Origin of the sequence: Maledivibacter halophilus (assembly GCF_900167445.1) — a bacterium.
GTDB classification, from domain to species: domain Bacteria; phylum Bacillota; class Clostridia; order Peptostreptococcales; family Caminicellaceae; genus Maledivibacter; species Maledivibacter halophilus.
In genome coordinates, this window is the sequence record NZ_FUZT01000025.1 from 18092 (window position 1) to 43678 (window position 25587).

Genomic DNA, 25587 nt, shown 5'->3' on the forward strand with positions numbered 1-25587 from the left:
CATGGCTTTTATATACTATTCATTGCTGTCTATAACATCATTTTCATCGGTCTCTACGATGTTTGAGTTGTTTGTATCATTTTCTCCTGTATTTTCAGTAGGTTTATTGTTTGATGGTTTTCTAATGGTGCCGTCGGGATATACAATAGTTCCATCTATAAGGAGCTTACTTCCATCGGGCAATATTTTGGTACCATTTGGTAAAACTATAGTGCCTAAAGGCAAATCATCGATGGATGGAATATTGTTGTTATTATAATTTGATGTATGGATATCACAGTATTCAGTTGGAGGTTCACCATAATCTCTAGGAACAATTCCACCATGTTCTTCTGGATTATATGGAACCGGTCTTCGAATGAATATCTGTGATCCAATTGATTCATCTGGACAATAGGATGTTGCAAGCTTTCCACTTTCTGAGCATACTACTGCTTTAACATGAACATCATCATATTCAGTTGGCTCTGTTCCCTTTATAAAGTATTCATTCCTCACATCGCCGGCTTCTTTTGAAAGATCAGTGGCAAGCTTACCAGATTTTGTATCGATCATTTTTGTTATTATACCATCTGGCCTTTCGAAATTTTTATTAGGTAAACCTTCATGGATTTCATCCATAATTTTTTTCCAAAGCTGAGCACCTAATATACTCCCATTAGGTAGTGGTGTTTGCAGGTCATTACCAATCCATACTCCTGCCACATAGTAAGGAGTATAGCCTACAAACCATGCGTCGATCTTGTCTGAAGTTGTACCGGTTTTACCTGCCACGGGGATATTCTGCTTCAATCTAGCCCTTGTTGCAACACCCTGTTCTTCAACTCCACTTCTCATAATATCAGTAATTAGAAAAGCCACTTGTGGATTTACTACCAAATTTTTCTGTTGTTTGTTATCTATTATGATATTGCCGTTTCTATCGGTAATTTTTGTAAATGAATATGGTTTTATATGAACTCCATTATTAGCTAAGCTTCCAAAGGCTGCTGTTAATTCTAAGGGTGAAATACCTCTAGTCATACCGCCTAAGGCCATGGCTGCCGAATTCGTATCGGTTCTTGGACCGGATTCTACCAAACTAGTAATACCCATTTTTTTCAAATATTCAATGGATGTAGAAACACCTATTCTTTCTGAAACAATAACAGAAGGAACATTGGTAGACCATTGTACAGCGTATCTTAAGGTCATAAGCCCTCTATAAGGATATTCTTGATGGTTATACCAGTTTTTAGGCCATCTTCTTCCCTTGGCATCATAGTGGGGTATATCGTCTATAATAGATGCAGCTGTCCAGCCGTTATCAAGGGCAGGAGTATAAATAGCAATTGGCTTAATTGTAGAACCAGGTTGTCTTGGACTTAAGGCTCTATTGTATTGTTTTTGTCCAGTTATATTTCTTCCACCAATTAAAGCTTTAACTGCTCCTGTTCTGTAGTCGATTATTACAGTAGAAGATTGGGGTTGTACTGTACCCTTTGAGCTTATACTGTAGTTTTCGTTTGATACAAGTAGATTTCCTTCTCCATCTTTTTTAAAGAATTCAGGATTAGAGTTTAAGAACTCGCTATTTATCACTAAGTTTTTTTGATTATCAAAGGATTTAAATTGTGATGGTATTTTAACTGAACCACCTTTGTAAATAAACATTTCCTTTGCATCATTTACTGCATAGGTATCACTTAGTTTTATTTGGATACTAATAAGTTTTTCATCTTCCTTGATGGGAATAAAATCTAATTTTCTATTTTTAAGTAATACCAAGTCCCCATTATCATTATATTTAAACTCATTTTTAAATAGTTTCAAATTATTGTCATTAGTTATAATATTTTCTTTTTTGTATAATATGATAGATCCTGTCGTTCCCTTTACATTTCCAGCCCCATCTTTTCTAAGGGATAATAGAGGGAAATTCTTATTATTCACATAAATATTTTCAAGTTTAGTTTGCATATCTAGGTCTAATGTACTGTAGATATTTAGCCCTTGTGTGTATAGCATGTTTGTTGCTTCTTCCCTTGTGATATCCATTTCTGCCATGAGAGAATCAATTACTTCGTCTTTAACCATATCGGTGAAGAATGAAGAAATATCAGTATTTTTAAGCTTGCCCGGTTTGAGTTTAGTTTTTAAATCTACATTTTTGGCTTCTTCATATTGAGCCTCGGTTATATAACCTTCAGTTTTCATAAAGGAAAGAACGGCCTTGTATCTGTCTATACAGCTATTATTAAAAACTATGGTATACATCTCACTACTATCATCTAATATGTAGTGCTCTTCTGTAACCTTGTCCTTTCTTATGGTTGTTATTGGTGCATTTTTCAAAGGGCTGGAAGTTATTCCTGCAATTAAAGCGGATTCTACCAAATCTAAATCCTTTGCATCCTTTGAAAAATATGTTTGGGCAGCAGCTTGAACACCTTTTGCTCCGCTTCCTAGATATATGGTATTCAAATAAGCTTCAAATATTTGCTCCTTCAGGAGAGCATTTTCAATTTGAATTGCATAATATGCTTCCTTAATTTTTCTTGTAAGGGTTTTTTCACTTTTAATTTCAGCTAAGTAAATATTTCTAGCCAATTGTTGGGTTATGGTACTGGTACCCTTGGGCATACTTCTCGTTTTAAGACCTTCAATGGCAGCTCCTACTAGTCTTTTGAAGTTAAAACCTTTATGATCGAAGAAGGTTCTATCCTCTGTGGCAAGAAATGCATTTTTTAAATCTTCATCAATATCTTCATATTTAACTACAGTTCTTAAACCATCACTTTGAATTTTTTCCAATATGTTTCCATTACTATCATAAATTACTGAGTTTTCATCCAGCCTAGAAGGAATTCTAGATGGATCTACAGGCTGTACATCCTTTAATGCTGCTTTAACAATACCTGCTGTTACTCCAAGACCAACAAATCCAAGAACAATTGCAATTAAAAATGCTACTTGAAAGAATAGGACTATCCGATTCTTTTTTTTAGCTTTCTTTTCGCTTTTTTTAGATTTGTTGGATCTACGGTTATTACTTTCACTCATATACAATTACCTCCCTAATTTGTATAAAAGGGCACTAAACCCAGTAGAAGAATAAAAAATTTAATGAATAGTCTGGGTTAAATAGTGTAAACTATAGATGATATTATATCATATCCTGTGGGGATTGTTAATTCCATAATAAATTTAAGAAAATTTTAATAAATATGAATTTGAAGAGTATATGAAGCTATATGATTTAATTAACTTAAAATAAAGTTAAAAAACTTTGACTTCTAAAAATTTTTAATTAAATTTCTTGTTATTATTAATATATTATGGTAGTATAAGGGTAATATTCACACTAATTAAAGGCAATGAAGGAATTTAGTAGTTTCCCGTGGTTACAATTAGAGAGTGGACCGGTTGGTGAAAGGTCTTCAGTACATGGGATAATGAATTACACTCTGGAGCTTCAAAGCCAAAAGCTTTGACGGATTCTACCCGTTATCGTAGTTAAAGGCATTATATTAATGTAAATTAAGGTGGTACCGCGGGCCTTCTCGTCCTTAGAAAGATGAGAAGGCCTTTATTATTTTAAATTTTAATGGTGTTTAACCATAATCAATTCTAAAAATTGGAGGTATTATTATGAAGAATGTTTTTGATGTTTTAAAGGAACGTGGGTACATTAAGCAAACCACCCATGAAGATGAGATTCGTGAACTTTTAGGAAAAGAATCTGTTACTTTTTATATAGGCTTTGACCCAACTGCTGACAGCTTACACGTAGGACATTTTATCCAAATAATGGTAATGGCCCATATGCAGAGGGCTGGTCATAAGCCTATTTTCCTAATCGGTGGTGGTACAACTATGATAGGTGATCCATCGGGAAAAACTGATATGAGAAAAATGTTAACTAGAGAACAAATTGAAAAAAATGGAGATGCCTTTAAAAAACAGGTATCTAATATGCTTGAATTTTCTGAAGATAAGGCTATCATGGTAAATAATGCTGATTGGCTTATGAATTTAGAGTATATTCCATTTTTAAGAGAGGTAGGAAGGCATTTTTCAGTTAATAGAATGCTTACAGCAGAGTGTTATAAGGCTCGAATGGAAAAAGGACTATCCTTTTTAGAGTTTAACTATATGATAATGCAGTCCTATGATTTTTTACAGCTCCATGAAAAATATGGATGCAAATTACAAATGGGTGGAGACGATCAATGGTCAAATATTATATCAGGTGCAGACCTTATCAGAAGAGTAAAGGGGGAGCCAGCATATGGTATGACATTTACCCTTTTAACCAATAGTGAAGGTAAAAAAATGGGAAAGACGGTATCAGGTGCATTGTGGCTTGATGGGGAAAAAACATCTCCCTATGATTTTTATCAATACTGGAGAAATATTGATGATGCTGATGTAGAAAAGTGTTTGGCGTTACTTACATTCCTACCAATGGATGAGGTTAGAAGGCTTGGTGCATTAGAAGGTTCAGAGATAAATAAGGCCAAGGAAATACTTGCTTTTGAAGTAACAAAGCTTATTCATGGTGAAATGGAAGCTAAAAAGGCTCAAGATGCTGCAAAGTCACTATTTGGTGAAGGAGCAAATGATGAGAATATTCCTTACACAGAGATTCCAAGATCGGAATTTTCTGAGGGTATGGAAATATTAACACTTTTAGACAAAATTAATATTGTTTCATCAAGAAGTGAAGGAAGACGATTGATAAGACAAAATGGATTATCGGTAGAAGGTGAGAAAGTTAAAGATTTTACTCTTTTGATTAAGGAAGAAGATTTTAAGGATGGAAAGCTCCTTATTAAAAAAGGCAAGAAGGTATACCATCAAGTAAGATTAGTGTAAATAATAGCCCTCCTATTAATAATCATAGATATATATCTTTAATTATTAATAGTAGGGCTCCTATAGATATATTAGTTGGTTTTGAAATTCTTTTTAGAAAGTATATTTTTTCTCTCCTCATATAAGCTTCTAGTGATTATACTGGCGATAACAATGGCACCTCCTATAATTCCATAGATACCCGGTGATTCTCCTGTAAATAGAAATACCCATATAGGATTAAGTAAAGGTTCAATAATAGGGATTAAAATTGCTTCAATAGCTGATACATATTTAATGGAGGTTGCATATAAAATATATGAAATTCCAAGTTGAAATATTCCTAATATTAAAAGTCCTAAGATACTATTAAAATTTGGAACAGATTTAAAAAAGAAGGGAAAACCAATTGCAAAGACAATTATATTACCAATTAAAGTCATTTCTACAGGCGAACCATCAACATGAAGCTTTAAAAATATTACCATTCCTGCCATTGCAATTCCACTTAATATTGCAACGAAGTTGCCTACAATGTTACCACTTCTTAAATCACCGATAAATAATAGGAGCATTCCAAACATCACAAGAATTATTGTAATCCAATCAGAGTTTTGAGGTTTTTCTTTTAAAAACCAAATAGAAAATAATGCAACCCAAATTGGAGCTGTAAATTGTAATAATATTGCATTTGCCGAAGTTGTAAGCTTATTAGCAGTAACGAAAAGTATCAACAGTGATGCATAGGAACATGAACCTAAAAGCTTGAATTTTCCAGAAAATTTTACTGGTTGCTTTAGATAAATTAGCATGATAACTGCTGCAATGCCGCTTCGAGCTCCAGCAATTGCCAGAGGATTCCAATCTATCAGTTTAATAAATAACCCTCCAATACTCCATAAAACCGATGTAATTATAAGATATATCATTGCTTTCTTTCTATTCTTATCCATATATCCAATTACCTCATGATTACTTCTTTAAGTACATGTTCTAGAGCCATACACATATTTAAAATGTCTTTTTTAGAAATAGTTAAGGCTGGATAGAACCTTAAAATATTGCTAGCAGGAGTTGTTCCAATAAAAAATCCTTTCTCCAGCATTTTTTCACATATTATTTCAGTGGAATCTTTAATTTTTAATTCAACAGCAAGCATAAGTCCTCTTCCTCTAACATCTTTAATAATTTCACAGGAGTTTTGAAGTTTTATTAGTTGATTTAAGAAAAATTCACCAATATTTTTTGAACGAGCAATGAGATTATTTTCTTTTATAATACTTATGACTTCATTTGCTATTTTACAGCCTAGTGGGTCGTTTTGATGTGATTGAGCATAATGGAAATTTTGTTCTTCAATTTGATTGGCTATTTCTTTTTTCATTACAACACCACTAATTGGATATCCATTACCAAGACATTTTCCCAATGCCACAATATCTGGCTTAAGATTATAATGGTTAAAACCAAACCATTCTCCTGTTCTTCCAAAGCCTGTAGTAACTTCATTAGCCACAATTAAACCACCATGCTTTTTCACTTCATTTGATAGAAAATCCACTAAATTATATGGAGGAAGTAAGACTCTCCCCCCTGAATTGCCAGGTTCTAGAATGAAGGTTGATATATTTGTAAAGTTAATATTTCTTAATAAACTGCAGTAATTTGTACATTTTTTATTTGAACAATTACTACATTTTAAGAAATCTACTTCAGTCCATAGATTATTATCACGAGGAAAACTAGTGCTGGAATATGCAGATAAATATGAAGTAGAAAAAGTCAAAACCTTCTTTTTATTTGAAACTAATTTTGAAATTCTCATGCTTAATTCTACTGCTTCACTACCAGAGCTCAAAAAAACTGCTTTTCCATCTTGAAACTGTAAAAGTTTAAGCAAGTTCATCGCTAAATTATCTGAAATATTACAAGTCAATTTGTAGTGTGAATGCATAATTTTATCTATTTGCTTTACTATAATAGAATTAATTTTTGAATTGCTGTGACCTAAAGCTGTACACCATATTCCAGCCTCAAAATCAATAATTTTTTTACCGTCATCACTGAGTAGTATTGTATTTTTTCCTTCTATGATATCAGTCTTAATAATTGGATGACAATTCAATATGTGTTTCAGTTTAATATTCCGCATGTTATAATCTCCTTTCTTTGCTAAAATTTTCTTTTCATTTATAATAAAATTATATTTAAAGAAATTATACAGTACAACATCAAAAAAAATGTGTTGTACCGGTATAGATAGATTGGAAAAATAATGGGGAGTGGTATTATGAAAAAATATGAACTAATAATAGAGCATATTGAAAAATTGGTTAAAATAAATCAATTGCAGCAAGGTAAAAGACTTCCTTCAATACGAGAGATGGCTAATAGTTTTAAGTGTAACAAATCTACTGTGATAAGAGCCTATAAGGAGCTTGAAATGAATCATAAGATATATTCTATTCCAAAGAGCGGCTATTACCTTGTAGGAAAAAACCAGTCAGATGAAAGTAAGTATCAATATATTAATTTTTCACAAGTTATGCCCGATCCTAAATTATTACCATATAGAGAATTTACTCATTGTATAAATAGAGCTGTAGAATTATATAAAGGCAATTTATTTTCCTATAGCGATACCCAAGGTCTAGAGTCTTTAAGAAAAGTATTAGTAGATCATTTTATTGAGCATCAAATATTTACAACAAAAGAAAGAATCTTTATTACAACTGGTTCACAACAGGCATTAAGTATATTATCAAAAATGCCTTTTCCAAATGGGAAAAGAAATATTTTAGTTGAACAACCTACCTATAGTTTAATACATGATTTAGTAAAAATTAATGGAGATAGGCTGGTTGGAATAGATAGAGATTATAAAGGAATAGATTTTAATGAGCTAGAAAGAATTTTTATGAAGGAAGATATTAAGTTTTTTTATACAATTCCAAGATTTCATAATCCTTTAGGCACAAACTATTCAGAAAAAGACAAAAAGAAAATCCTTGAGTTAGCTGAGAAATATGATGTTTATATTGTAGAAGATGACTATTTAGGAGATATTGATATAAACAAGAAAAATTTACCTATCTTCTATTATGATATATTTGACAAGACTATTTATGTGAAAAGCTTTTCTAAAGCATTTATGCCAGGAATAAGGATAGGGGCACTAGTACTGCATAATAAGTTGAAAGATGAATTTTTAAGACACAAAAGATATTATGATTTAAGTACATCTGTGCTGTCACAAGGGGCTTTAGAAATCTTTATTAATAGTGGGATGTATAATAATCATGCTAGAAAGGTAAGGTTGGAATACAAAAAAAAGATGAATTGCTTAAAGGAAAGTTTAAGAAATGTAGATACAAGTGAATTAGAATTTTTTGTTCCTGAAACGGGCTTTTTTTTATGGATAAGATTGCCTGAAAGAATTAATATTAATATGTTAGTTAAAAGGTTGGAAGAAAAGAATATTTATATAGAACCAGCAAAAAAATTTTTTATTGATAACCATTGTAGTGAAAATAGTTTAAGGCTGTGTATATCTAAACTAACATTTAAGGAAATTAAAATAGGAATAAGAATTCTAATAGGAGAAATTAATCAGATGAATTTCTTCTAAAATCCTATTTGTTTTTATTAAAAAGAATAAGATTAAATATTGAGGAAATTGCATAATACATGTAAAGAATTTTTAAATTAATAATCTTAATTATCAAGTTTTTCATTTATTGATTAGAAAATAAAGGAAGGATTTACGTTAAAGATGTCGAATAGAAATAATCGATGTCGAAAAATTTATTTCAAATATAACTGTAAAAAATTTAGTAAATGGAGGTATATTTCATGGATGTAGAACAAGTAATTTTCAAAAGGAACAAGCTATTGGCTAAACTTCTATGGTTTTCGTTAATTATGGGACTAGTGGTTGATATAGTTAGTAAACAACCTAAAATAGTTATAATTACACTGGCAAGTGTTGGAACCTTTGTATGTGGATTAGTAACTTTTTTTACTTATACACGGAAATTTCAAAAACATATAAGATATTTTGTAGTGTTTGGATCATCAGTATTGGCATATCTATTGATTAGAAGTGGTTCATCCATTGGTACATATTTTATTGTTTATTATACTTTAGCTATTGTTACCCTTTACCATGATCCAAAGCCCATTATTATCACTGGATGTATAAATTTATTTTTAACAAATTATTTTTATTTTACACATTCGAGTTCAATATTTTCTGTATTAGAAACAAAGGCAATTGTTTCTTTAAACTTATTTATGATATTAATAACTGGGGTGCTAATATCCCAAAGTACAATAGGAATCAAGCTGAGAAGGCAATTAGAAGAAGGACAGAATAAGGCCCAAACAGATAAATCAAAGATTGAGGAAATGCTTAATCAAATAAAGGATACTGCCAATGTTTTAAATAATTTTAGTGCTGGCTTCAATAAAAGTTTAGTTGCAATAAAGAATATATCAAGTGAGATTACAACGGCTTTTTCAGGTGTAGCAGCAAGTATTGATTCTCAAGCCCAGAGCGTTATAGATATAAATGATACCATTGAGTTAAATTATTCTCAGGTTCAAATAGTTACAGATGGAACTTCTAAAATGAAGAAAGAAGCAGATACTACCTTTGAGACTATTTCAAAGGGGGATTCAGAGGTTAAATTACTTCAAAATCAAATTAGTAAAGTAAATATTGATATCAATGATACAGTCAGTATAATAAATGATCTTAACATTCAATCACAACAAATAGAGGCTATTTTAAATACAATAAATGCCATAGCTGAGCAAACTAACTTATTAGCCCTTAACGCAGCTATAGAAGCAGCAAGGGCAGGAGAATCTGGCAGAGGATTTTCTGTTGTTGCAGAGGAGATCAGGAAATTAGCTGAAACTTCTAGTGAATCCACAGCAGAAATTTCTAAAATTTTAGATGAAGTAAAACAGAAGGCTGAAAAAGCATCAGAAAGGGCAAACTTTGCTCAACAGGGTTTTGATACAAGTAGAGATATTACAAATAATGTTGCTGAAACTTTTAAAAATATTAATAAAAATATAAATTCTGTTGTAGATCAAGGGGATATAATAGATAGTATGAATAAAAAAATAAGAGAAAGATCGAACAAGATAGCAAATTCTGTAAATTTAATATCTGATGAAGTAGAAGAAACTTCAGCAGTAGTACAGCAAGTAACAGCTAGCGTTGAAGAGCAAAATAGGAACATAAAAGATTTATTAAATAGTTTTGAACAGTTAAATGAACTGAGTGATAAAATAAAAGAATTAATAAATAAAACTAATATATAGATAAGCGATACTTATATTAAGTTTTAATGTTCTATATCTATATCTATTATAATAGATATAGATATATTTTTTTATCTGCTTATTGCTGTTTTTAATTATATTATATTGAAATTATAAGTAGTAACAAGTTTGTATTGAGTTAGTAATAAAATTGTAACTATTTTTATAATAAAATGCTGTATAATATGTTAGATATATTAAATTAATGGAGGTAATTTATATGAAAAAGCATTTAAAGAAAATGATCCTTATAACTTCTTTGGCTTTAGTGCTTACAGCATGTCAAGCTGATCAAGAGAATTTGAGCTCTACAGAAGAAAATACTGAAACTGAAATACAAAGTGAAGAAAAAATTAATGTAGGGGAAGAATTTGAAAAATTAGTAAGTAATGAAGGGGAAATTGAAGAAATTAAAGATTTTGTTGACAGCAATATTAAAAATGCTGATAAGGAAATCGCCGATAAGATGGTACATTATCTGATCGATAAGCAAAACGAAAATCTAATTGAAGAAAGTAAGTATTTCTATAATGAAGACAGTAGAAAAATTTATGATGAAGTTATGAAAGTCTATGAAAATATGAAAGAAGAATTTGGAGAAAATTACGTATTTGCTGGGGAAAATAAATATTTACTTGTAGATAATATGGAGAATGAAGAAATTTCATCACATATAAAGGAAATATTTGATAAAGGCTATGGATTAATTACTGCTGAAGCAACTTTTTATCCTATAATTGATTATAAAATCATGAAACAGAATTATGGTGCAAGTGTAGGCGATATGACTGCTGAATATTTTAATATTATGGCAAATGAGATAGATGAACCTACCCTTGTAGAAGAATATCTTGCAGTTGAGGTAAGTAAACTAAAGGATAGAACCTTTAAATATGAAGAGTTTTTAAAAAAATATCCTGATTCTGTTTTTATAGATGAAATTAAGATGCGTTATATGGAATGTATTTGGAAACTTGTCAATCCAAATATATTTGATGGAACCCTTGATCAGAAATTCCAAGTTATAGATGAACTTAAGGAAGTTTATAAGAATATACTCTCAGATGATTCCCATCCTGTGACTGTTGAAGCGGTTAAGGGGATAACAGAATTTATTGAAAGTAAAAATGGACCGTTAGGAAGCCAAGATAATATGAATGCGATTTTTGAAGTTTCCGATAAACTTCGCAAGGAGACGGAGAATAAAATTGATGAGCTTTATTTAGGAGAATAATAGGAAGACTAAAAAATAGTATTATAAAAGTTTTAAGGCCAATTAATTAAAGAAAGATTGGCCTTTTTTCCATTTTTGATTATGACAATTTTTGTAATATGATTCAAAACTGTTGACATTCAGATGGTGTATAATATAATGATTAATTGAGATATAACTTTCAAATAAGCTCTTTTATTTATAGAAAGTAATAAATATTATGCTATAATAATGTTGTGATAAATAGAGTTTAAAATTTTTATGGCTTTCACATCAGAAAATAGAAATTTAAAAAGTAAAGGAAGATTTTATGTCAGATAGTATTAATTCAAAAAGTTATCAATCGGGAAAAATTAAAAGAAAAAAAAGAAAAGAGAATAAAATACTGAGAAATATGTTTCTACTTATAATTAGTATAGGCCTTTGGGGCGGAATTGTATATTATGGATATATGTATGCAAAGGAATATGTTGATAAATCTATAAGTAGTGTTAATCAGAATAATATAATGTTGGTAGAACAGTTAAAGGAAGAAGTTAAAATAATTAACTCTGATATTAAAAGACTTAGTAATGAAATAAAGGATTTAAAAGAAGAGGTTAGAGACGCAGATTCAACTTTATCGGATTCAAATAATATTCAGGAAGATATTGATAAAAAACTTAAAAATTTAGATGATAGATTAGAAAAGTTAAAGGAAAGTCTTAAGATTCTTGAGGAGGCACCAAATGTTAAGAATTAATGCATTTATTTTTTTTCTGCTAGCTCCTTTTGTGGCTATATTTTTAGTGACCGTAGATTTTGCCCAGACGTCTAATGCCATGAGTATTCCAAGGAATATTATTCAAGAAGATATTAAGGATCTACATAAGGAAAATGAAAGTTTTCATAAAGCCATTGTGGGATTAAAAAATCAAATTAGTAATTTTCACGAAGTGGCTGTATTTCAACGGGAAACCTTTAATAAACAGGAAAATAAAATTACTGAGCTTTCTAATATTAGCGATAAACAAAAAAAGTTTTCCGATGATATTTATGAAAAAAAGATATTAAAAATGCTTGGACCGGCTGTAAAGGCCCATATTAGTGATAAAGTTGAAATAAAGGTTTTTCAGCTAAAAGAGCTGGGGTATAGAGGATATATTGCAAAGGTGAAACTCTTTGACCCATCAGTTTTTAAAGTAACATTAGCAAAAGATAGACTTGGAAAATCAGAAACTGTATCTAGTATGGCGAAGAGAAAAGGTGCTATGCTTGGAATAAATGGTGGGGGATTTTTTTCAACTGAAAAAAATGGTGAAAGATTTATAAAAATGACTGCAAATACAGTAATAAATGGTAAGCTTTTAGAGCCCTTTTACCAGGATGCGGAAAATTTCTTTTTTGCTGGGATTAATAAAAAAGGACAAGTTATAGGGACTGTACCGAAATCTGCTGAAGATATTTTCAAGCTAGAACCATATCAAGGGGTAAGTTTTGTACCAATGCTTTTAAAAGATGGGAAAAAACTTGTACTTCCAAAGGCTTGGAAGGAAACGAAGCATCCTCGTACAATACTTGGCAGATATGCAAATAATGATTTGATTATGATAGTTATAGATGGCCGGCAAGGAGAATGGAGTGTAGGGGTTAGCTTAGAAAGAGTTCAGGACAAATTATTGGAGCTTGGAGTAAAGGACGCTTATAATCTTGATGGAGGAGGTTCAAGCACATTTTACTACAATGGCCAGGTTTTAAATAGACCTTCAGATGGAAAGGAAAGACCTGTTGTAAATAGTATATTGATTTATCCTTAAAAGAGGTTAAATAGAGATATAAAAGTAAAGATATAGATATGTGATTAAAAGAAATTTAACTAACTCCAGTGGCAACTGAGAACCCTTTGTATCTTTGTCTATAAACCAATTTTTATTTAAATTAAAGAAAAAGGATAAACTCCCTATAGAGGATTTTAAGGTTTAGTATATTTTAAATATTAGTATTGTTTATCTATAATTAGAACTAAAACACCTTTTTATATCATATTATAGAAATAAGGGGGTGTTTTTATGTTTACCCGAAAAAAATATAAAGGGCGCACTAATAAAAAGAAAAGATATTTTGCTTATACATATATATTTATTGTATTTGCCCTTCTTATTGTGATATATGGTTTTATATTAGTAGATAAAAAAATTAAACCGACGGTTTTAACTATAGCAGAAATTAAGGCTAAGGAAATAGCTTCTAATGCTGTAAATGAATCTATACGGGATAAAATTACCGATGATATAAGATATCAGGATTTATACTTTATAAGAACAGATGAAGAAGGTAATATAACTTTTATGCAGGCAAATGCTTGCATACTATACTACTAAAAATTTCTAAAGGATTAATATTCAAATAATCTTATGTCTAAATTTTCTCCATCCCATTCAACTTTACTTACAATAGAATGAATAAGATTTCTTTTTTCTTCAAAATCAGCAGTATTTATTTTTTCTTGCAACTGAATAGCTGAATGATGTAATATAGCAATATTGAATTCTTCTAGGTCTGTATTGTTTTGGGGAGTTTTTGTTTCTAGTTTTTTATTTTCTTTATGAAGCTTATGTATTTCTTTTAGAATATAATCTGCTATCTCGTCATTGGTAGTAGAAAGCCTTCTAACAAGATTATCTATGGCATTTCTATTTTCCATAATTTTATTATTTATTTTTTGGTTTTGGAGGTTTTTATTTTTTATATTTTTTTTCATATCTCCAATGTTTTTTAATAGAGCAGGCATTAACTTTGTTTTGATGGTGTCAACTACTTGGGAATCGACTTTTGCAGCATTGAGACGTTTATTAGCACATCTTTTGCGCTTTGAATTGAATCTGAGGTTACACTCATAATAATTATAATAATAATTTGTATTTTTAATTTTAGGACCGTAGGCCACACGCATAAATGAACCACAATCTTTGCAGTACAAAAGTCCAGATAGTAAGACTCTATGGGAGGTACCCTTTCGTGATTGTCCTTTGCCGGGAAATTTATGTCTGTTCTTACTAAAGAGTTGCTGCACCCTTACCCATTCCTTACCTGAAACAATTCCCTTATGTTTTCCAACTGAAATTATCCAGTTGGAAATATCATTTTCTTTAATAAATCTATTGTTTTTAAGGATTCTTTTATTATAAGCAGTACAACCATATCTGCCATTGAACTTTTCTTTATCTGAAGAAATTTCAGAGCCAATAGAAGCAAAATAATTATATAAGTCAATATCTGCTTTGGCATATACAGGATTAGTAAGAATCATACGGATAGTATTTTTGTGAAAATCATTATCGTTCTTAGTTTTTAAATTGTTTTGAAGGCAGTAGGTTTCAACTTTTTGTAGGGATTGGAATTCTAAATACTTATCAAATAATATTTTGACTATATCTAGATCTTTTTTGACAGATTTAAGTTTATACATTTTTTTTTCTTTCATATTAGAATCTGTATAAACTATAGATTCGCTTTCATATCCTGTAGGGGTATTTCCTCCAAGCCACCTTCCTGATCTGGCAAGCTGATGCATATTATCCCTTATTCTTTCTGCAATGGTTTCTCGTTCAAGCTGGGCAAAAACAGAAGCAATATACATCATAGCTCGCCCCATGGGGGTGGAAGTGTCAAATTGTTCTTTAATAGATACAAAACCTATGCTATTATTTCCTAGAATTTCAATTATGTCTGAGAAGTCTGAAATATTTCTGCTTATTCTATCCAATCTATAGCAGATTAAAATATCAAACTTTTTATTTTGGGCATCCTTTATCATTTTTTTATACTGGGGCCTATCTATACATCCTCCAGAAAATCCTTCGTCTTCATAGACTATGTAGTCATCTATATTAAAATGCTTCTGGGCATAATCCATACAAAGCTGTATTTGATTTTTTGTAGATTCTCCTCTACCGGTAAATCTTGACTTTCTAGAATATACTGCTGCTTTCATATTATCACCTTTTTGATGTTTATTAATCTAATTATATGATTTTGAATGAAGAAAAATGAAAGGTTATATTTGAAAATTGTATTCTAAAATTAATAATGTTAATTATGCAAGTTTCTCATTTTATTAAGTTGAAGTAATAGGAAAGAATTTTTATGAATTATAGGTATAAAAATGAGATGACAAAAATTTATTATTAATTCTGATGCTAGAAAATGACAAGTAAGAATATTTCCAGAATTTAATAGCAAAACCCCACGATGAAAAAATCGTGGGGTTTTCACTAATCTGATAACGTCAATAGACGTCTTATAATTTAAGATCTGGGTTTTATAAACATTTGTGTCCAGTAAGCAGTTCCATTACTATCTACCGTATATCCTACACCTATTTCAGTAAAGTTTGTGCTCAATATATTCCTTCTATGACCATCTGAGTTCATCCAAGCATTAACAACTGCCTCAGGAGTTTTTTGACCTTTCGCTATATTCTCACCTGCCGCCATATAATCAATTCCAAATTGTTTCATCATATCAAATGGAGAACCATATGTTGGTGAAGTATGAGAAAAATATCCTTTGTCCCTCATATCCTGTGACTTTGTTCTTGCCACTTTTGATAATTCAGTGTTTTCTTTAAGTGCACTTAATCCTGCTTTTGCTCTTTCAACATTAACTAATCTAACAACCTCAGTTTCAAATTGTCTAATTGAATCGCTTACGTTATTATTAGTATTTTCAGTTTGGCTACTTTCCTTATCATTAGTTACTGGTTTTTCATTATTTTGATTATTATTTACATCTGTTGTTTTATTTGAATTGTCCTGTGAAGGTACCTTTGATTCTTGAGAAAAATAATCATATGGATTAAATGATATATTTTTCCAGCTATTTGTTGAAGTGTTATTAGTATCATAGCCATAAGTATTTATCTGAGGAATGCTGTATTTATATGTTATAGTAGTTCCATTATTTGATTTGTTATAACATACAGCATTATATTTTATCGAACCAGAATAGCTACTGTTGTAGGAATAGTAAGTTTTTGAAAGAGCACTTGCTGCAATAGGTGAGAAAGCAGATATTAAAAGAGTTGCTGACAATGCTGAAGCTAATAATTTCTTTTTCATATTTAAACCTCCCTTATGCATCATTGTATAATAATATTAAAAATAAAAAAAGGAACAATATATGTAAAAAAATCTTAATTTTGGATTTTACAGAGAACACTTAATGAATTATTAGGTAAATATACTGATAAATAGGCTAAAGTGTTTTCCCTTGAACATTATATATACTTTTTTTCATATTCAACAAAGGGGCTGTACCTCAATGTGTAATAGTACAAACTAGGATTTTCATAAGATTAATTGAGGTGGTGATATGAAAGTAAATATTAGATTATTCATTGGAGATTCAGATGTTCAGTTCAAAGATTTGGAGCCAGAGATACAACAAAGGTATAGAGAAAAGTTTAGCGATATTTACGCAGAGATAGTTTCAAAAAAAGTAGTTGAAATGATAAATCAGGGGAAACTAAAGGAAGAAATTCTGAATTATTTATGTATTGATGAATCGAAAACTTATGATAAAGGAGTATATAAAAATAGATAGAAATTATATTGAAAATTAATAATAGCAGTTATTTTTAGATATGAAAATATGAAGGAATAATTGAATATTAGGCAGTAGATATCTTAAAGATTAATTTAACAAAATCAAGGGGGCATAGAGCCCCACAAAATAAAAGGAGTTTTGCAATGATACTAGGCATTTCATTTACAATATTAGTATTGACAATATATGCAAATTTTAAACAATAATTAGGAGTTTAGTTCATTAAAGTATTTCAATAGAATTATCTGGATTTGATGAGCTTATATTTAAACATAATAATTTTTAGAAATATAAAATTACTATAGTGATTAATTGTTATATTTTTTACAGAATGTGATATAATCAAAATCGGTTAATATATTTTTAAAGGAGGTGTATTATTGAATATAGTCAAAGCAATTATTCTTGGCATAGTCCAAGGATTAACAGAGTTTCTTCCAGTCAGTAGTTCAGGTCACTTAGCCATTACCCAGAGTCTTCTTAATGTTCCCGAGGATAAAGTTGTGTTTTTAACTGTTATGCTTCACTTTGGAACTTTGATTTCGGTGTTTTTCATATACTTTTATGATATTTTCAAAATTGTAGTGGAGTTTTTTAAGCTTTTTGGAGAATTTATTACAGGCAGGGGATTTAAGCTAAATAATCAATATCGAAAGTTGGGAATTTTCATAATAGTGTCTTCTATTCCTACAGGAGTAATGGGGGTCTTTTTTAAAGACATATTTGCCAGCTTTTTCACATCTCAACTGGTAGTGGGTTTAGCTTTAATAATTACAGGAATCCTCCTTTGGTTGGCAGAAAGAATGCATAGGGGACAAAAGTCTGTCAATCAGATGAAATGGTGGGATGCCGCCGTAGTTGGAACTTTTCAAGGCTTAGCCATCACCCCGGGAATTTCAAGATCTGGTTCAACTATTGTCGGATCTCTACTCTTGGGTTTTAATAAGGAGTTGGCCACTAAGTTTTCCTTTTTAATTTCTATTCCAGCTATTCTTGGAGCAACGGTTTTTCAAGTAAAAGATGTTATGGCGGTAGGGCTTGGAGATTTTTCCCTTGGCATTATATTGGCTGGGGTTTTGTCGGCTTTTTTTGCTGGCCTTTTGGCGATCAAAAGTCTTATAAGTTTTATAAAAAGAGAAAAGCTTTATTATTTTTCATACTATACCTGGATTATAGGAACTATTATAGTTTTGATTACATTAATGGAATGATATAAGGCATTGTATACTATTTCTATTTAATGTTACATTAAATAGAAACAACTTTAAGGTTTAATAAATTTTTCATAAAATAATGAACGCTTTTATGTTTTTATGGGAAATTTATAATACTTTAGAGTTGTTTATCTTTAAAATATCTAAAGATTGTTTCACTGTATTTTTTTTAGCTTTAAATCTAAAAAACTATTTATTATAGATAAACTCTAAAATAAGTAATATTAACATATATACTGTTTAATATTTTTTATATAAAATTTAAATTTTTAAAAAAATAATAATGTTTTTGGAATAGTTTTTGCTTTATTTATGAATTAATAAAAAAAGGGTGCCCTAGTTAATATTTTTAAAGAGACGATTTAATAATTGGAAGGGGAAATTTTTATGAATACAAGTTTAATAAGTTCCGATAGTACTTGGTTTTTATGGGCAATTTTGACTGGAATTGCTGCATTAAGTATATGGCTTGAGCAAAATTATAAATGGGCTTCTAAGGTCACTGGATGTGTACTTGCCCTTATAGGGGCAATGATTTTATCTAATTTAAGAATTATACCTATAAATTCACCAGTATATGATAATGTTTGGAGCTATGTAGTTCCACTGGCTATTCCCTTATTATTATATAATGCGAATGTTAAGAAAATTAAAAAGGAAAGCGGAAGGCTTCTAATTATATATTTAATCAGTGGTTTAGGTACCATAGCAGGAGCTGTTATTGGGTTTTTGCTGTTAAAGAATTATATACCGAATTTATATAAGGTTGCAGGTATGATGACGGGTACTTATACTGGAGGAAGTGTAAACCTTGTTGCAATGTCAGATGCATTTGAAGCTACAGGAGAACTTGTTTCAGCCTCTGTTGTTGCAGATAATCTGCTGATGGCTTTATATTTCTTTGTATTAATAGCAATGCCTAGTATTGGATTTCTATATAGACATTTTACACATCCAATTATAGATGAAAATGAAAAATTAAGTAAAGATGGTACAACTGAATCTGCTTCATATTGGAAAGCAAAACCAATATCTCTTAAGGATATTGCTTTTGCAGTATCTACAGCCTTTATTATAGTTGCCATTTCAACTAAGATTGCCGATAGTTTTGCTATTTTAATCCCAACAGGTAATATCTTAATGAATTTATTAAATGGATTATTGGGAAATAAGTATCTAATTATGACTACAATAACTATGTTATTAGCAACTTATTTACCAAAATTTTTTGGTAATATTGCTGGAGCACAGGAAATTGGTACCTTTCTAATATACATATTTTTCACAGTTATAGGTGTCCCTGCTTCTATAGTATTAATTATACAAAAATCACCTTTGCTTTTAGTTTATTGTACAATTATTGTTGTCTTTAATATGGTAGTAAGCCTCGTGTTTGGAAAGCTATTGAAGTTTAACCTAGAGGAGATAATATTAGCATCCAACGCTAATATTGGGGGACCAACCACTGCAGCAGCCATGGCCATTGCAAAGGGATGGAACAATTTAGTTATACCTACCCTTTTAGTAGGAACATTAGGATATATAATAGGAAATTATTATGGTACTATTATAGGAAATCTTTTAAATGCCTTTTGATAATTGAAAAGATTATATAATTACTTTTTCTGAAAACTAATTGATATAGAGGATACAGGGTTTATATAGTAAAATTTTCAAACTAAATAATATCATAAGTAGAGAACCTTAAAATTTAATATTTTAGGTTCTTTACTTATAATAGCCTTAATTTAACTTGTTGTGCTAACTCCCTAAGTTATATTTAAAATCAAAAAATTTGATTTGCTAGCACACTAGGTTAATGTCAGATATTACGATACAATAATGAATCGCTTTATATATTTTGATTGATTTATACATCATAATAAAGCCACTAAATATATTAATCAAAATATTATTTATTATATTGGATTTGAGTAGTGCAAAGATTAATTTTAAATGCTTCTATATTAAACAATTTAATGTTTATGGTTATTGGCATAACTTTTGCAATTATGAATATTAGAGAGGTATAGAGATAATCAATATTTTACAGGAGGGAATATTGTGTTAGCGATTGTTAAAGAAAACAGTTGAAGAAATAAATAAAATAACAAATGGAGAAATGGCCGATGTTGTATTTGAAGCCACAGGAAATCCAAGGACAGTTGAAATCTGCATTAATAGTTTACGTAAAAATGGAAGATTAGTTTTAATAGGGATACTACATGAACCTGTAACTGCAGATTTAAGCAAAATAGTGAGACATGAATTAAATGTAAAGGGAAGTATTTGCTATACCTGGGAGGATTATGAGAAATCTATAGAGTTAGTTTCCAAAGGAAAAGTAAAGGTTGAGCCTATGATTTCCCATAGGTTTAAATTAAAGGATATAGATAAGGGATTAGAAGCAATCCATAAAAAACAAGCAATAAAGGTTATTTTAAAACCCTGAATAGAAGGAGGTAAATTTATGGAGAATTCAAAAAATATAGTCTATCCTTATATGCCAAATAGTGTTGAAGAGATTAAAAAGGAATTAGTAAAATATTTACCAGTTCCCATTATTAAATATGATGGCAATAAATATTACCTAGAATATAATAGGCCACATAGTATAGGGAAGGTAAGGAAGTTTTACGGAGTAATTGCAGCTGTATTAAGGTCCTATTCATGGCTTATGTCAATAGGAGAAAGGGGACTTAAAGAAGTAGCGGAATTATCAATTTTAAATAATAATTATCTAATGAAAAAGTTTTTATCAGAAGTTAGGGGTATTAGTGCTCCCTGGGCCAAGGGAAAACATAGAATGGAACAAGTACGTTATAGCTGGGAAAAACTTAAGAATGATACAGGAGTAGGTACCGACGATATAAATAGAAGAGCTAATGACTATGGATTGCAAAACTATTTCCAAAGTCATCATCCTTGGATTATAGACGAACCATTTACTCCAGAGCCCAATGAAAGCTATTCAAAAAGAGAGATAGACGAATATGCAGCTATTTTCAAAAGAATATCACAGGAAGCCTATGAAAATCCAAAATTAGTAAAAACTGCACCTCATAATGCTGCTATTTCGTTTATACCCACTGAAGAAATAACAGACCCTAAGGATTTAATTGTAACCTGGAGGGGATATAAAAAAAGAAATAAAATTTAGTTACTAAGAGGTGACTCCATGGGGAAAAAAATAATAGGATTTATTGTTAATCCAATAGCGGGAATGGGAGGCCCGGTAGGGCTTAAGGGAACTGATGGGGAAAAAACTTTAAAAAGAGCTGTTGAGTTGGGAGCTGTGAAAAGATCTCCCCTAAGGGCAGTGAAGGCTTTAAAGACATTAAAAAAATATACAGAGGATTTTCAAATTGTAACTTATCCGAAGGAAATGGGAGAGTATGAGGCTAAGGAATCGGGTTTTTTACCAATAGTAATAGGAAATTTTTATGGGGATAAAAGCATAGATGTTTATAAAAATAAACAGGTTTCGATTTAATAAATTTTGTTTTTTAGTAGTATAAGTATGCAAGCAAATACAATAATGATGAATAAATTAGCTTCAGAAGTGGCGTTAACAATACAAACTAAGATTAGATCAACTGAAACATCAAGTATAAAGGTGCCGATGGGAAATATATTTGGCAGTCAATTATTAGCCCAATATGGTCCTAAGATTAATATAAGGGTTACCCCGATAGGAAGGGTTAAAGTAGATTTTTTTACAGAATTTCAAGAATCGGGTATAAATCAAACTAGACATAAAATATATCTGACTGTAGATACACAGGTTAAAACAATTATTCCCTTTGCTTCAACTCCAATTGATGTACAATCAACGGTTCCTATTGCAGAGACTATTATAGTAGGAAGAGTTCCAGACAGTTTTATAAATGTACCTGAGGATGAGTTTATGAACGTAGTTCCTGATGGAAGCGGTAATAAGTAATAAATAAAATTCTAAGTAGATAAATTATAAAACTAAAGACAGCAAAAAATTTACTTTGTTGTAGATTTTTTGCTGTCTTTTTGTTATCTTAATTACTAAGATAACGATAGGAGGTGGAGAAAATTAACATGGAAAAAGGAAATTATTTAAATATGAATTTTCTCGACATAAGGAAAATTAAGCTGGAAGAGTATAGAGAGGACCTAGTACTTCTATTTAATCTATATAAAAATATATTTAACAATATTTATAATTGGATGGTTGTTGTAGACACGGAAGGTTATATTATTATGATGAATAAAAGATACTGCGATTTTATTGGAATAAGTCAGGAGAAAGCTATTGGTAAGCATGTTACACAGGTTATTGAAAATACCAGGATGCACATAGTTATAAAAACTGAGAAAAAAGAGATTGGAGATATACAGGAAATCAGAGGAAATAAGATGATTGCCGATAGAATTCCAATCTATGAGGATGGAAAGTTGATGGGTGCTGTAGGAACGGTGATTTTTAAGGATTTAGTTGAATTTGATGTCTATGTAGAAAACATTTTGAATATGAAAAGTCAGTTGGAATTCTATAAGAAGGAATTGAAAAAGGCCTTGGGGAATAGTTATACTTTTGAAAATATTATAGGAAAAAGCGATGCAATAAGAGAAGTAAAGGATTTAGCCAAAAAAGTGGCTATGACAAAATCCAATGTATTGTTGCTGGGGGAAAGTGGTACTGGTAAAGAATTATTTGCCCATGCCATCCACAATGCAAGCTCCAGGTCAGAATATCCCCTTATCAAGGTGAATTGTGGTGCCATTCCCTCGGAACTATTGGAGTCGGAGCTATTTGGTTATGAGCAGGGGGCTTTTACTGGGGCAAAAAAAGGAGGCAAGCCTGGTAAATTTGAGTTAGCTAATCGCAGTACAATTTTTTTAGACGAAATTGGAGACTTGCCCCTGAATATGCAGGCTAAAATTCTGAGGGTTATTCAAGAACGTGAAATTGAACGGTTAGGGAGTATAAAGAGTCAAAAAATCGATGTTAGGATTATTGCAGCAACCAATCGTAATCTAGAAGATATGGTTAGGAAAAAAACTTTTAGGGAAGATTTGTATTACCGATTAAATGTGATTAGCATTAATATACCACCTCTTAGGGACCGAAGAGAGGATATCCCATTATTGATAAAACACTTGATGAAAAAGCTCTCCAGTCAAATGAAACGTCATGTAACAGAGATATCTCAAGGAGCTTTAGAGGCTTTGACCAATTATCGTTGGCCTGGAAATATTAGGGAAATGGCTAATTTGATAGAAAGGGCATTTAATTTAGTGGAAAAGGAAGCCATGATTGATTTAGACCATTTCCCCTATTATATCCGTAAGGAAGCTGGGACAGATGCAGGTATAGTATCAGATGTCATGGAAATAAATTTAGAGGGGACTTTAAAAGATATATTTGAAGAAATAGAAAAAATTGCAATAGAGAGGACACTACTGAAACACAATGGAAATAAATTCAAAACAGCAAAGAAATTAGGAATTAGCCGAACAAATCTCTATGGGAAAATTGAAAAATATAAGTTAGAAATGTTAACAAAGTAAACACTGTAACAAAAAAGTACAGGAGTTAGGTTATAATTCTTTTAGATTAATTATAGTTACTGAAAAATCAATGAACTTATTTTGAAAAATATATATTATTTTGAAAAATCTGAAAATAAGTGTAAAAGTTATGAACAGAAAAAATTAAATAATCCATTAAATCCTCCTCATTTATGATGATTACATAAAATCTGTCTATATGAAGCTTTAAATAGCAGGTATTTCCACAGTTTATAAAGGTGGCACGAGTTTTGCGAAACTATTATACAACTAAATCATGAAGGGAGGATTTTAATATGTCGGTAAAATTCACCACTGCCCAGGAAGCAGTAAAGCTAATCCGATCAGGTAGTACCTTAGCAACAGGAGGGTTTGTTGGTAACGCTGTACCTGAAGAGCTGGAAATTGCACTGGAGAAAAGGTTTTTGGAAACAAATGAGCCCAAGAATTTAACTTTGGTATATGCAGCAGGACAAGGGGATGGAAAGGATCGTGGGCTAAATCATTTAGGCCATGAAGGATTGTTAAAACGAGTTATTGGGGGCCATTGGGGTTTGGTTCCAAAAGTTCAAAAACTTGCCTTTCAAAATAAAATAGAAGCTTATAATTTTCCCCAAGGTTCCATTTCCCATCTATTTAGAGATATTGCAGCCAAAAAGCCAGGAACTATTACAAAGGTTGGTTTAAAGACCTTTGTTGATCCACGGGTTGAAGGAGGAAAGCTCAATGAAAAGACAACTGAGGATATGGTTCATTTAATTAAGGTTTTAGGAGAGGAATATCTGCTTTATAGGGCTTTTCCTATTGATTTTGCTTTAATCAGAGGAACCTATGCTGATGAAAATGGAAACGTTACCATGGAAAAGGAAGCAGGGACTCTTGAGGTTTTATCAATTGCCCAAGCATGTAGGAATTCCGGTGGAAAGGTAATTGTACAGGTTGAAAGAATTGTCAAGTCAGGAAGCCTTGATCCAAGACTTGTAAAAATTCCGGGAATCTATGTAGATACTATTGTAGAGGTAAAGGATATGAAGAATCATATGCAAACCTTCGCTGAGGCCTATAATTCCAGCTATACTGGTGACATTAAGATTCCAATTGATTCTGTTAAGCCTATGGAGTTAAGCGAAAGAAAAATTGTTGCCAGAAGGGCTGCAATGGAACTAGTACCCCAGGCGGTGGTGAATTTGGGAATCGGTATGCCGGAAGGTGTGGCTGCAGTTGCAAACGAAGAAGGAATTGGTAAAGAAATGGTACTGACAGTAGAGCCGGGACCAATAGGTGGAATCCCTACCGGAGGTTTAAGCTTTGGTGCTGCAATCAATCCAGAAGCAATTATTGATCAGCCATATCAATTTGATTTTTATGATGGTGGAGGCTTAGACGTTGCATTTTTAGGATTAGCCCAATGCGATAAAATTGGAAACATTAATGTAAGTAAATTTGGCCCCAAAATAGCTGGAGCTGGTGGATTTATTAATATTACTCAAAATGCTAAAAAGGTTGTGTTTTGCGGGACATTTACAGCAGGTGGACTGAAAATTACAGTTGAAGAAGGTAAATTAAAGATTTTACAAGAGGGTAAGGTTAAGAAATTCCTCAAGGAGGTTGAACAAATCACCTTCAGTGGAGAGTATGCAACGGATGAAAACCAAACAGTGGTTTATATCACTGAAAGAGCTGTATTTATCCTAGGAAATGAAGGTATTGTGTTGACTGAAATTGCTCCGGGCGTGGATTTGCAAAAGGATATACTTAATCAAATGAACTTTAAGCCAATGATCAGTCCTAAGCTTAAAGAAATGGATAATAGAATTTTTAAATTGGAAAAGATGGGATTAATAATCTAATAATTGAAAA

At 31.0% G+C, this 25587-nt stretch carries 21 protein-coding genes and 1 other annotated feature; of the genes, 16 read left to right on the forward strand and 5 right to left on the reverse strand.

Annotation, left to right across the window (positions count from 1 at the left end; genetic code table 11):
* Positions 1–15 precede the first annotated feature (15 nt).
* Positions 16–3042: a penicillin-binding protein 1A gene (locus B5X81_RS25795; protein WP_079495899.1), complete on the reverse strand. Its 3027-nt coding sequence runs from the start codon at positions 3040–3042 to the stop codon at positions 16–18.
* A 305-nt stretch (positions 3043–3347) separates the two neighbouring features.
* Positions 3348–3553, forward strand: a binding site (T-box leader).
* A 77-nt stretch (positions 3554–3630) separates the two neighbouring features.
* Here B5X81_RS25795 and tyrS point away from each other — a divergent pair.
* A complete protein-coding gene (gene tyrS, locus B5X81_RS25800; RefSeq protein ID WP_079495900.1) occupies positions 3631–4857 on the forward strand; it encodes a tyrosine--tRNA ligase in 1227 nt (408 codons plus the stop codon).
* 71 nt (positions 4858–4928) lie between these two features.
* Here tyrS and B5X81_RS25805 read toward each other — a convergent pair whose 3' ends face one another.
* Both B5X81_RS25805 and B5X81_RS25810 read right to left on the reverse strand, forming a co-directional pair.
* Positions 4929–5789 carry a DMT family transporter gene (locus B5X81_RS25805; RefSeq protein WP_079495901.1) on the reverse strand — a complete coding sequence of 287 codons (861 nt, stop codon included), beginning with the start codon at positions 5787–5789 and terminating at the stop codon, positions 4929–4931.
* A gap of 8 nt (positions 5790–5797) precedes the next feature.
* Positions 5798–6988 carry a class-III pyridoxal-phosphate-dependent aminotransferase gene (locus tag B5X81_RS25810; RefSeq protein WP_079495902.1) on the reverse strand — a complete coding sequence of 397 codons (1191 nt, stop codon included), beginning with the start codon at positions 6986–6988 and terminating at the stop codon, positions 5798–5800.
* A gap of 138 nt (positions 6989–7126) precedes the next feature.
* On the opposite strand from B5X81_RS25810, the gene B5X81_RS25815 reads away from it, so the two are divergent.
* The 6 genes from B5X81_RS25815 to B5X81_RS25840 all read left to right on the forward strand — a co-directional run bounded on the left by B5X81_RS25815 (position 7127) and on the right by B5X81_RS25840 (position 13743).
* On the forward strand, positions 7127–8464 hold the full coding sequence (locus tag B5X81_RS25815; protein ID WP_244282251.1) for an aminotransferase-like domain-containing protein: 1338 nt from the start codon (positions 7127–7129) through the stop codon (positions 8462–8464).
* 224 nt (positions 8465–8688) lie between these two features.
* Positions 8689–10170 carry a methyl-accepting chemotaxis protein gene (locus B5X81_RS25820; RefSeq protein ID WP_170917615.1) on the forward strand — a complete coding sequence of 494 codons (1482 nt, stop codon included), beginning with the start codon at positions 8689–8691 and terminating at the stop codon, positions 10168–10170.
* A gap of 220 nt (positions 10171–10390) precedes the next feature.
* Positions 10391–11404 (forward strand): hypothetical protein, encoded by a 1014-nt coding sequence (locus B5X81_RS25825; protein WP_079495904.1) that lies wholly within the window; start codon positions 10391–10393, stop codon positions 11402–11404.
* A gap of 289 nt (positions 11405–11693) precedes the next feature.
* On the forward strand, positions 11694–12125 hold the full coding sequence (locus B5X81_RS25830; RefSeq protein WP_079495905.1) for a coiled-coil domain-containing protein: 432 nt from the start codon (positions 11694–11696) through the stop codon (positions 12123–12125).
* Positions 12112–13179, forward strand: coding sequence for a phosphodiester glycosidase family protein (locus tag B5X81_RS25835; RefSeq protein ID WP_079495906.1), 1068 nt, complete (start codon positions 12112–12114; stop codon positions 13177–13179). The genes B5X81_RS25830 and B5X81_RS25835 overlap by 14 nt, the downstream gene beginning before the upstream one ends.
* A 252-nt stretch (positions 13180–13431) precedes the next feature.
* The gene (locus tag B5X81_RS25840) at positions 13432–13743 is read left to right on the forward strand and encodes a hypothetical protein (RefSeq protein ID WP_079495907.1); all 312 of its coding nucleotides are present in this window, start codon (positions 13432–13434) and stop codon (positions 13741–13743) included.
* Positions 13744–13757: 14 nt separating this feature from the next.
* Here B5X81_RS25840 and B5X81_RS25845 read toward each other — a convergent pair whose 3' ends face one another.
* Both B5X81_RS25845 and B5X81_RS25850 read right to left on the reverse strand, forming a co-directional pair.
* Positions 13758–15356, reverse strand: coding sequence for a recombinase family protein (locus tag B5X81_RS25845; RefSeq protein WP_079495908.1), 1599 nt, complete (start codon positions 15354–15356; stop codon positions 13758–13760).
* 313 nt (positions 15357–15669) lie between these two features.
* Positions 15670–16482, reverse strand: coding sequence for a CAP domain-containing protein (locus B5X81_RS25850; RefSeq protein ID WP_139380477.1), 813 nt, complete (start codon positions 16480–16482; stop codon positions 15670–15672).
* 253 nt (positions 16483–16735) lie between these two features.
* Here B5X81_RS25850 and B5X81_RS25855 point away from each other — a divergent pair, with 253 nt between their 5' ends.
* The 9 genes from B5X81_RS25855 (at position 16736) to B5X81_RS25895 (ending at position 25577) form a co-directional block, all read left to right on the forward strand.
* Positions 16736–16966, forward strand: a complete 231-nt coding sequence (locus tag B5X81_RS25855) for a hypothetical protein (protein ID WP_079495909.1) — start codon at positions 16736–16738, stop codon at positions 16964–16966.
* Positions 16967–17349: 383 nt separating this feature from the next.
* Entirely contained in the window at positions 17350–18180 is an 831-nt protein-coding gene (gene uppP / locus B5X81_RS25860) for an undecaprenyl-diphosphatase UppP (protein ID WP_079495910.1), read from the forward strand.
* A gap of 390 nt (positions 18181–18570) precedes the next feature.
* Positions 18571–19779, forward strand: a complete 1209-nt coding sequence (locus tag B5X81_RS25865; RefSeq protein ID WP_079495911.1) for a DUF819 family protein — start codon at positions 18571–18573, stop codon at positions 19777–19779.
* A 478-nt stretch (positions 19780–20257) separates the two neighbouring features.
* Positions 20258–20635, forward strand: a complete 378-nt coding sequence (locus B5X81_RS25870; RefSeq protein WP_079495912.1) for a zinc-binding dehydrogenase — start codon at positions 20258–20260, stop codon at positions 20633–20635.
* Positions 20636–20653: 18 nt separating this feature from the next.
* Positions 20654–21343: a PLP-dependent aminotransferase family protein gene (locus B5X81_RS25875; RefSeq protein WP_079495913.1), complete on the forward strand. Its 690-nt coding sequence runs from the start codon at positions 20654–20656 to the stop codon at positions 21341–21343.
* Positions 21344–21361: 18 nt separating this feature from the next.
* Positions 21362–21676, forward strand: a complete 315-nt coding sequence (locus tag B5X81_RS25880; protein ID WP_079495914.1) for a hypothetical protein — start codon at positions 21362–21364, stop codon at positions 21674–21676.
* Positions 21677–21703: 27 nt separating this feature from the next.
* Entirely contained in the window at positions 21704–22126 is a 423-nt protein-coding gene (gene yunB / locus B5X81_RS25885; RefSeq protein WP_079495915.1) for a sporulation protein YunB, read from the forward strand.
* Positions 22127–22254: 128 nt separating this feature from the next.
* Positions 22255–23727, forward strand: a complete 1473-nt coding sequence (locus tag B5X81_RS25890) for a sigma-54 interaction domain-containing protein (RefSeq protein ID WP_244282253.1) — start codon at positions 22255–22257, stop codon at positions 23725–23727.
* A 296-nt stretch (positions 23728–24023) separates the two neighbouring features.
* Positions 24024–25577, forward strand: a complete 1554-nt coding sequence (locus B5X81_RS25895) for an acyl CoA:acetate/3-ketoacid CoA transferase (protein ID WP_079495916.1) — start codon at positions 24024–24026, stop codon at positions 25575–25577.
* Positions 25578–25587: the final 10 nt, after the last annotated feature.

Bases quoted from the DNA above. Each gene is read 5' to 3' on its own strand.
- B5X81_RS25795 (WP_079495899.1), bottom strand. From the start codon at position 3,042: ATGAGTGAAAGTAATAACCGTAGATCCAACAAATCTAAAAAAAGCGAA.
- tyrS (WP_079495900.1), top strand. From the start codon at position 3,631: ATGAAGAATGTTTTTGATGTTTTAAAGGAACGTGGGTACATTAAGCAA.
- B5X81_RS25805 (WP_079495901.1), bottom strand. From the start codon at position 5,789: ATGGATAAGAATAGAAAGAAAGCAATGATATATCTTATAATTACATCG.
- B5X81_RS25810 (WP_079495902.1), bottom strand. From the start codon at position 6,988: ATGCGGAATATTAAACTGAAACACATATTGAATTGTCATCCAATTATT.
- B5X81_RS25815 (WP_244282251.1), top strand. From the start codon at position 7,127: ATGAAAAAATATGAACTAATAATAGAGCATATTGAAAAATTGGTTAAA.
- B5X81_RS25820 (WP_170917615.1), top strand. From the start codon at position 8,689: ATGGATGTAGAACAAGTAATTTTCAAAAGGAACAAGCTATTGGCTAAA.
- B5X81_RS25825 (WP_079495904.1), top strand. From the start codon at position 10,391: ATGAAAAAGCATTTAAAGAAAATGATCCTTATAACTTCTTTGGCTTTA.
- B5X81_RS25830 (WP_079495905.1), top strand. From the start codon at position 11,694: ATGTCAGATAGTATTAATTCAAAAAGTTATCAATCGGGAAAAATTAAA.
- B5X81_RS25835 (WP_079495906.1), top strand. From the start codon at position 12,112: ATGTTAAGAATTAATGCATTTATTTTTTTTCTGCTAGCTCCTTTTGTG.
- B5X81_RS25840 (WP_079495907.1), top strand. From the start codon at position 13,432: ATGTTTACCCGAAAAAAATATAAAGGGCGCACTAATAAAAAGAAAAGA.
- B5X81_RS25845 (WP_079495908.1), bottom strand. From the start codon at position 15,356: ATGAAAGCAGCAGTATATTCTAGAAAGTCAAGATTTACCGGTAGAGGA.
- B5X81_RS25850 (WP_139380477.1), bottom strand. From the start codon at position 16,482: ATGAAAAAGAAATTATTAGCTTCAGCATTGTCAGCAACTCTTTTAATA.
- B5X81_RS25855 (WP_079495909.1), top strand. From the start codon at position 16,736: ATGAAAGTAAATATTAGATTATTCATTGGAGATTCAGATGTTCAGTTC.
- B5X81_RS25865 (WP_079495911.1), top strand. From the start codon at position 18,571: ATGAATACAAGTTTAATAAGTTCCGATAGTACTTGGTTTTTATGGGCA.
- B5X81_RS25875 (WP_079495913.1), top strand. From the start codon at position 20,654: ATGGAGAATTCAAAAAATATAGTCTATCCTTATATGCCAAATAGTGTT.
- B5X81_RS25880 (WP_079495914.1), top strand. From the start codon at position 21,362: ATGGGGAAAAAAATAATAGGATTTATTGTTAATCCAATAGCGGGAATG.
- yunB (WP_079495915.1), top strand. From the start codon at position 21,704: ATGCAAGCAAATACAATAATGATGAATAAATTAGCTTCAGAAGTGGCG.
- B5X81_RS25890 (WP_244282253.1), top strand. From the start codon at position 22,255: ATGGAAAAAGGAAATTATTTAAATATGAATTTTCTCGACATAAGGAAA.
- B5X81_RS25895 (WP_079495916.1), top strand. From the start codon at position 24,024: ATGTCGGTAAAATTCACCACTGCCCAGGAAGCAGTAAAGCTAATCCGA.